The organism is Aquabacterium sp. UBA2148, assembly GCF_002328915.1.
GTDB lineage: Bacteria > Pseudomonadota > Gammaproteobacteria > Burkholderiales > Burkholderiaceae_C > Aquabacterium > Aquabacterium parvum.
Genome location: NZ_DCXA01000060.1, coordinates 1 through 7,294, shown reverse-complemented (window position 1 = coordinate 7,294; position 7,294 = coordinate 1). Strand labels below are relative to the sequence as shown.

Here is a 7,294-nt window from a genome sequence, read left to right as displayed (position 1 = left end):
GAGCCCCGCTACATCGGCTCGCGCCCGCTGTATGGGTTCCCGCTGGCCGTGGTCGTGGCCTTGAGCGAAGGCGAACGACTCCAGGATGTGCGCGCCGAGGCCGATGCGCGCAACGTGCGCAGCGTGGGCATCACCGTGGTGGTGCTCGGGCTGGCCCTGGCGCTGAGCGTGCTCACGCGCAAGGTCCAGGTCTTGCGGGAGCGGGAGCAAGCCGAACGCGCCGAGAACGCTCGGCGCATCGAACACATGGCTTACCACGACAGCCTGACGTCCTTGCCCAACCGTGCGCACTTCGGTCGCCGGCTGGCCGAGATGTCTGCGGCATGGCGTGAGAAGGGAGAGCCTTTCGCGCTGATGCTGCTGGACCTGGACGGCTTCAAGAAGGTCAACGATGTGCTGGGTCACCAGGCGGGTGACCTGCTGCTGACGCAGGTGGCGCAGCGCTTGAGCCGTGCCGTCCGCCAGGGAGACTTTGTCGCGCGCCTGGGTGGTGACGAGTTCGTGGTGCTGGCCCAACTCGGGCAGGCCAGCGACGACGTCGATCTGCTGGCCCACCGCCTGGTCGCGGCGATCGGGCAGCCCTATGAGCTCGATGGCTCGCCTGCGGCCGTGACCGCCAGCATCGGCGTGGCCTTGTGCCCTCAAGATGGGCAGACCGATGCCGCGCTCACCCAGCGGGCCGACGAAGCCATGTACCTGGCCAAGCAGCGGGGCAAGAACGGGGTGGTGCATGCCTCGCGACGCCAACAGGTGACTGATCCATTCGCGGCCATTTATTCGCAGCACTGACGAGTCGGGCCCGGACTCGTTGAGTGCATCACGCTTTCGTGTCAGGCTGCCCACCTTTGTGGTCGGCCCGACATGCACCCCCAACTCGATCAGCTTTGGTACACCCTGCGCAAGGACGCCTGGTTTGGTGGCCTGCCGCTTGCCATGCAGGCGGGGATGCTGGGCCTGTCGAGCACCAAGCGTTTGAAGAAAGGGCAGAGCCTGTTCTTTCGGGGTGACCCGGCCGATGGCGTCTATGCCTTGATCGAAGGGCGGTTGGATGCGCTGACGGGCAGCGAACACGGCGACGAGGCCGTGCAGTTGCAGATGGAGCCGGTGTTCTGGTTTGGCGAAATCGGCCTTTACGACAAGTTGCCTCGAACGCACCACGTGCGCGCTGCCGAGCCTTCGCTGGTGATGTGGCTGGACAACCCCCGCTTGCGCCAATTGTTGAATTCGCAACCCGAGTTCTGGTTTCACTTCGGTCTGTTGCTGACGCAGAAGTTGAGGCTGGCGATGTTCATGCTCGACGGGCGCATGCTGGCGTCCAACGACCTGCGTGTGGCCCGGCTGCTGCTGATGGCGCAGCACTACGCGCCAGGACAGGGCAAGGTGCGCAGGCGCCTGCTCGTGCAGCAAAAGGAGTTGGCCGAGGTGCTGGGCATGTCGCGGCAGACCGTCAACAGCGTGCTGCAGCGGCTCAAGGCCGCAGGCCTGATCGAGTTGGCCTACAGCCAGGTCGAGATCGTTGACCTGCCAGCCTTGCAGGAAAAGGTGCAGTTCGACAACTGGCTGCCCATGGCGTCGCGCTGAACTCGCCTCGATGTCGCGTTGAAGTCGCGTTGGGGGATGCCCGTGTCAGGGACATCCCCGCATGTGTCAAAGCTTTGACAGCGTGGGTGCCCCGCACTTCCTAGCATGCGTGCTGCTTTGAAGCCCCCATCAAAAAACCGAGGAGAGCCCATGCGCACGCACACCTTGTTGACGCCGATCCCGGCCACCATCGCGGCCCTTGCGATGGCCTGGTGCGCGGCTTGGCCCGCACACGCCACCGAAGACCCCACCCCCGACCTGCACGCAGCTGTGCCACCCGCCACATGCGGCCCGGGCTCGCAGCCCGAGACCGGTCTGCAAGGTCAGGTGCCATCGCAGGATCGGCGCAGTGGCCGCAGTCAGCAGGGGTACTCGTGCAACCTGGAGCGAGTGGGGCAGTACCAGGGCGAAGGTGCCACGTGGGTCAGCGCGGTGGCCGGACACTGCGCCTACATGCCGACCTCCGGCCTGGCCAACAAGCAGAAAAAATCGCCAGGCGTGCAGGTCATCGACGTCTCGCGCACCGACCGGCCGAACCTGGTCACCGCCCTGGACACGCGGGCCTTCCGCGCCGGCACCTGGGAGTCGCTCAAGGCCAGCCCATCGGGCAAGATGCTGGCAGGCGTCGGCGTGGGCTTGCTGATCGGCGCGGGCAAGTTCGACCTGTACGACGTGTCCGACTGCGCCAACCCCCAACTGCTCAACAAGTCGTCGCTCACCGGTGACTCCTTGCCGTCGACCAACTTCGCTCACGAGGGGGAGTGGTCGCCCGACGGCAAGACCTATTGGTCATCGGGCCTGGTGGCCGGTGCCCTGACCGCCATCGATGTGAGCAACCCTGCCAAGCCCAAGACGCTGTACTTCGGCGGCTCGTCCATGCTGGTCAACCACGGCATGGCTTTCAACGCCGATGGCACGCGCATGTACCTGGCGAGCATCTTCCCCGCCGGTGTCGGCATCTACGACGTCAGCGACATCCAGCACCGCCGCACCAAGCGCAACGTGCGCCAGATTGCCAAGCTGACGTGGCAAGACGGCAGCATCTCGCAAAAGCCCCTGTGGGTGACGATCAAGGGGCGGCCTTACCTGTTCGTCATCGACGAGGCCGGGGCAGACGGCATGGCCGGGGGCATCCACGTCATCGACATCGCCGACGAGGCCAACCCTAAGCTCGTCTCGCACATCCGGCTGGCGATCCAGCTCCAGGCGAATGCGGCGGTGGCGAAAGAAGACGGCGCCAACAACGGGCTGTTTTCTTACGACGCGCACTACTGCTCGGTCGATCGGGTGGTGGAGCCGACCGCCATGGCCTGCGGTTACTTCCAAGCGGGCATTCGCGTGTTCGACATCCGTGACCCGCGCCAGGTGCGCGAGGTCGCCTACTTCAACCCGCCCGCCCAGGTGGGCAAGCAGGCTTTGCTGCGCGGCTCGGAACACGCCTTGCTGCCTCGTTCGTTCAAGTCGATCACCGACCTGGTCGTCAACCCGCTGGGGGCGCTGAGCGCGTCGCCCGAAAGCCAGCGTGCCGATCTGACGGCCGATTGGTGCTCGTCGCCGCCGAAGTTCGTCAACAACGAGCTGTGGACGACCTGCACGGACAATGGCTTCATGGTCTTGAGGTTCACCAACGGTGCCTACCCGTTCAAGCCTTGAGGTGCGCTCGCGCGCCGGTGGTGGGTGGATGGGCTGGGTGATGTTGGTGGTGGCTGTTTGGGTGGCCATGAGCTGGCTGGCCTGGGTGCGTCAGGCCATGGGCTGGGGGCAATCGAGCCCCGCTGCGGTGCAAGCCGGTCATGCCGATCTGCACGGGTCGAACGACGCGAGGCCAGGGCGGCGCAGCGCCGTGGACACCGGCTTCGCACAGGACATGTCGCTGCACCACGAGCAGGCGCTGACCATGGCGAGGCTGGCCTTGTCGCGTGGCTCGCCCCGCGTGCAGGCGCTGGCGCAGGGCATCGTCAACCAGCAGCTCAGGGAGCTGGGCGTCATGCAAGGTTGGCTGATGCTGTGGGACGCCCCACTGATGGCAGGGCGCGACGACATGGCCTGGATGCGCGATGCTTACGCGCGCTCCCCACAGCGCGAGCCGGAGTACGACCGATTCATCGAGGGTTGCATCCGTGGCGATGGCATGCCTGGCTTGGCCACGCCCGCTCAACTGGAGGCCCTGGCCGATGTCCGCAACGAGGCGGCTTTCGACCACGCCTTCCTGGCGCTGATGGTGCGGCATCACCAGGGCGCCGTCGTCATGGCCCGATTTGCGTCCGAGCACGCTGGGTTGACCGCGGTGCGCGACTTTGCCCGCAGTGTGGCCGCCGAGCAGCAGCAGGAGGTGGGGCAGATGACGGTGTGGTGGCGGCAGGGAGACTCCCGTCGCTGACCGGGGTGAAAGCTGTCGGTTGGCCTCAGATCTGCACCCGCGTGCCCAGCTCCACCACAGCGTTGTCCGGCAGCCTGAAGAAGTCGACCACCCCACCCGCGTTGCGGCTCATGGCAGCGAACAAGGTCTCGCGCCAGTTGGCCATGCCGGCCCCTGGCGTGGGCACCACGCTCTCGCGGCTGAGGAAGAAGGTGGTCTCGAAGGTCGGGATCTTCAGCCCGTGAGATTCGGCCAGCGTCAGCGCCTGGGGCACGTCGGGCGTGTTCATGAAGCCGTAGTGCAGCGTCACCTGCCAGAAGCTGCGCGACAGCGGCTGCACCTCGATGCGCTCGCTCATGGGCACCCAGGGCACGTCGTGAAAGCGCACGGTGAGCACGACGTTGCGTTCATGCAGAACCTGGTTGTGCTTGAGGTTGTGCAGCAGGGCCTGGGGCACGGTGGACGGGTCGGCCACGGGGTAGACGGCGGTGCGGGTGCTGCGGTTCACGCTGCGCGGGTCCAGGGTGTCGATGAAGGGCTGCAGCGCCAGGCCATCGCGGTGGATGCTCTCGAGCAGCAGCTGGCGGCCGCGTGCCCAGGTGCTCATGCCCACGAACAACATGCCACCGAGTGCCAGGGGGAACCAGCCGCCGTCGAAAAACTTCACCGCGCAGCCGGCCACCAGCAGCGCATCCACCGACAGGAAGAAGGCGGTGGCGCCGATGGCCACGGGCAGGGGCAGCTTCCAGGCATTGCGCACCACGAAGTAGGTCAACACCGTGGTGATCATCATCGTCAGCGTGACGGCGATGCCGTAGGCCGAGGCCAGCGCCGAGGAGGTCTCGAAATGCAGCACGGCGGCGATGACGGCCAGCAGCAGCGCCCAGTTGACCGCCGGGATGTAGATCTGTCCCACCTCGCGCGCCGAGGTGTAGCGGATGGCCATGCGTGGCAAAAAGCCGAGCTGGATGGCTTGTTTGGTCATCGAGTAGGCGCCCGAGATCACGGCCTGCGAGGCGATGATGGCCGCCAGCGAGGCCAGCACCAGTGCCGGCACCAGCCACGAGTCGGGGAAGAGTCGATAGAAGGGGTTCTCGATGGCGCTTGGATCGCCCATCAGCAGCGCCCCCTGGCCCATGTAGTTCAGCGCCAGGCCGGGCAGCACCAGCGTCGTCCAGGCCAGTTGAATGGGCCGCTTGCCGAAGTGGCCCATGTCGGCGTAGAGCGCCTCGGCGCCGGTCAGCGCCAGCACGATGGCGCCCAGCGTGGCCAGCAACTGCCAACCCCGGTCGGTGACGAAGGCCCAGGCGTGCAGCGGGTTGAGCGCGGCCAAAATGGCCGGCTGCTGCGAGATGTGCCAAAGGCCCACGGCCCCGAGCGTGACGAACCACAACACGATCACGGGCCCGAAGAAGCGGCCCACGAAGCCAGTGCCGAAGCGCTGCACCATGAACAGCCCGATGAGGATGAGCACGGACGCGGGCAGCACCAGGCTCTCCAGCCCGGGGGCGATGACCTGCAGGCCTTCCATGGCGCCCAGCACCGAGATCGCCGGCGTGATGACGCTGTCACCATAGAACAGCGTGGCACCGAAGACGCCCAACAGGAGCAAGGCCTGCCGCAAGCGTGGGCGGTCCTTCACGGCCGCAGCTGCCAGCGCCGTGAGCGCCAGGCCGCCACCTTCGCCGTGGTTGTCGGCGCGCAGGATCAGGATCACGTATTTGAGCGTGACGACCAGCATCAGCGCCCAGAAGATGGTGGAGATGGCGCCGATCAGGTGGAGGTGGTCGAGCGGCACGCCGGTGTGCGGCGCGAAAACCTCTTTGACGGTGTAGAGCGGGCTGGTGCCGATGTCCCCGTAGACGACGCCGATGGCGCCCAGGGTGAGGGCGGCGAGGCCTTGCTTGTTGGGGCCGTCGTGGGCCGACTGGGTCGCGGGGTCGTTGGGGGTCATGGGGGGCCATGCTGAAGTCATGCTGGCACCCAGTCTGCGCAAGACCGCGTCAGGAAAGCATAAGGATGCGCGGATCGGGGCTCAATCGGCCAGCCGATAGCCCACGCCGGTCTCTGTCAGCAGCAACTGCGGCTCGGCCGGGTCGGCTTCCAGCTTGGCGCGCAACTGGCCCATGTACAGGCGCAGGTAGTGGGTGTCGGCGGTGTGCTCGGGGCCCCACACATCGGACAGCAACTGTCGATGGGTGACGACCTGACCGGTGCTGCGCACCAGCCTGGCGAGCAGCTTGAACTCGTTGGGCGTCAGGTGCACGGGGGCTCCTTCGCGCAACACGGTGCGGCGGGTCAGGTCCACGTCGATGCCTCGGCTGCTGTAGCGGGTGATGGCGGCCCGGATCGTCTGCCCCCGGTGCCGCAGGGCCACGCGCATGCGTGCCAGCAACTCGCCAGCGGCAAAGGGCTTGACGAGGTAGTCGTCGGCGCCCTCGTCGAGCAGGGCGATCTTCTGGCCGTCGTCGTGCCGCGCCGAGATCACCAGCACGGGGCAGCTGCCATGTGCGCGCACCTCTGACAGCAGGGTGCGGCCTTCGCCGTCTGGCAGGCCCAGGTCCAGCACGATCAGGTCGAAGGGGGTGGGGCGCGGTGCGTGCCGCAGTTGCGCCCGTGCATCGGCCAGGCTGGCGGCCACCGCCACCTCGTGGCCCTCGACCTGCATGACCTCGCGCAAGGTGGTGCGCAGTTCCTTGTCGTCTTCCACCAGCAGCACGCGCACGCTCATGCCGAGGCCTCCTCGTCGTCGATGCGCGGGGTGGTCGTCAGCGGAAAGCACACCTCGGCGTGGCAGCCGCCCTGGCGGCGTTCGCGCAGGATGAAGGTGGCGCCATGGGCCTGGGCGATCGCCTGGCACAGCGCCAGCCCCAGCCCGGCGCCCCGCGAGCCGGAGCGCCGACCGGCTTCGCCGCGCTCGAAGGCCTGGCTCAGGCGCTGGCGCTCTGGCGCCGGGATGCCCGGTCCGTGGTCGCGCACGGCCAGGCACAGGCGCTGTCCGTGCAGCCGCCCCTTGACCTCGATGGCCTGCTCGGTCGGGGCGTATTTCAGGGCGTTGTCGATGAGGTTCTCCAGCAGTTGCACCATCAGCACGGCGTCGCAATGCAGCAGGGGCAGGCCGGGCGCGATGCGGGCTTGCACGCGGCGGCCCGGGTCGCGGGCACGCACGCGCCGCAACACCGCGCCCACGATTTCTTCGAGGGACTCCCAGTCGCGTTGCAGCGATGCGGGGCCTGCGTCGAGCCGCGCCAGTTGCAGCGCGTTGTCGGTGAGCCGGCTCAGTTGCGTGGCTTCGTCGGCGATGGTGTCGGCCAGCCGCTGCCTTTGTTCGGGCGACAGGCGCTCGCCCTGCTG

Annotated in this window: 7 protein-coding genes; 4 read left to right on the top strand and 3 right to left on the bottom strand. The window is 67.3% G+C overall.

The genetic code is table 11. The features are described 5' to 3' along the window. From B2W70_RS03540 to B2W70_RS03525, 4 genes are all read left to right on the top strand, one after another. On the top strand, positions 1-789 hold a 789-nt coding region (locus B2W70_RS03540), incomplete at its 5' end, for a GGDEF domain-containing protein (protein ID WP_286742918.1). A gap of 72 nt (positions 790-861) precedes the next feature. Further along, positions 862-1,581, top strand: coding sequence for a Crp/Fnr family transcriptional regulator (locus B2W70_RS03535; RefSeq protein WP_286742916.1), 720 nt, complete (start codon positions 862-864; stop codon positions 1,579-1,581). Positions 1,582-1,731: 150 nt separating this feature from the next. Next, positions 1,732-3,234, top strand: coding sequence for an LVIVD repeat-containing protein (locus B2W70_RS03530; RefSeq protein ID WP_286742913.1), 1,503 nt, complete (start codon positions 1,732-1,734; stop codon positions 3,232-3,234). Beyond that, entirely contained in the window at positions 3,212-3,961 is a 750-nt protein-coding gene (locus tag B2W70_RS03525; RefSeq protein ID WP_286742911.1) for a DUF305 domain-containing protein, read from the top strand. The genes B2W70_RS03530 and B2W70_RS03525 overlap by 23 nt, the downstream gene beginning before the upstream one ends. 25 nt (positions 3,962-3,986) lie before the next feature. Here B2W70_RS03525 and B2W70_RS03520 read toward each other — a convergent pair whose 3' ends face one another. From B2W70_RS03520 to B2W70_RS03510, 3 genes are all read right to left on the bottom strand, one after another. After that, complete coding sequence (locus B2W70_RS03520) at positions 3,987-5,894, bottom strand: potassium transporter Kup (protein WP_286742909.1); 1,908 nt, start codon at positions 5,892-5,894, stop codon at positions 3,987-3,989. Positions 5,895-5,975: 81 nt separating this feature from the next. Further along, a complete protein-coding gene (locus B2W70_RS03515) occupies positions 5,976-6,671 on the bottom strand; it encodes a response regulator (RefSeq protein WP_286742906.1) in 696 nt (231 codons plus the stop codon). After that, positions 6,668-7,294, bottom strand: a 627-nt coding sequence (locus tag B2W70_RS03510; RefSeq protein WP_286742905.1) for a sensor histidine kinase, incomplete at its 5' end; no start/stop codon positions are given. The genes B2W70_RS03510 and B2W70_RS03515, both read right to left, overlap by 4 nt.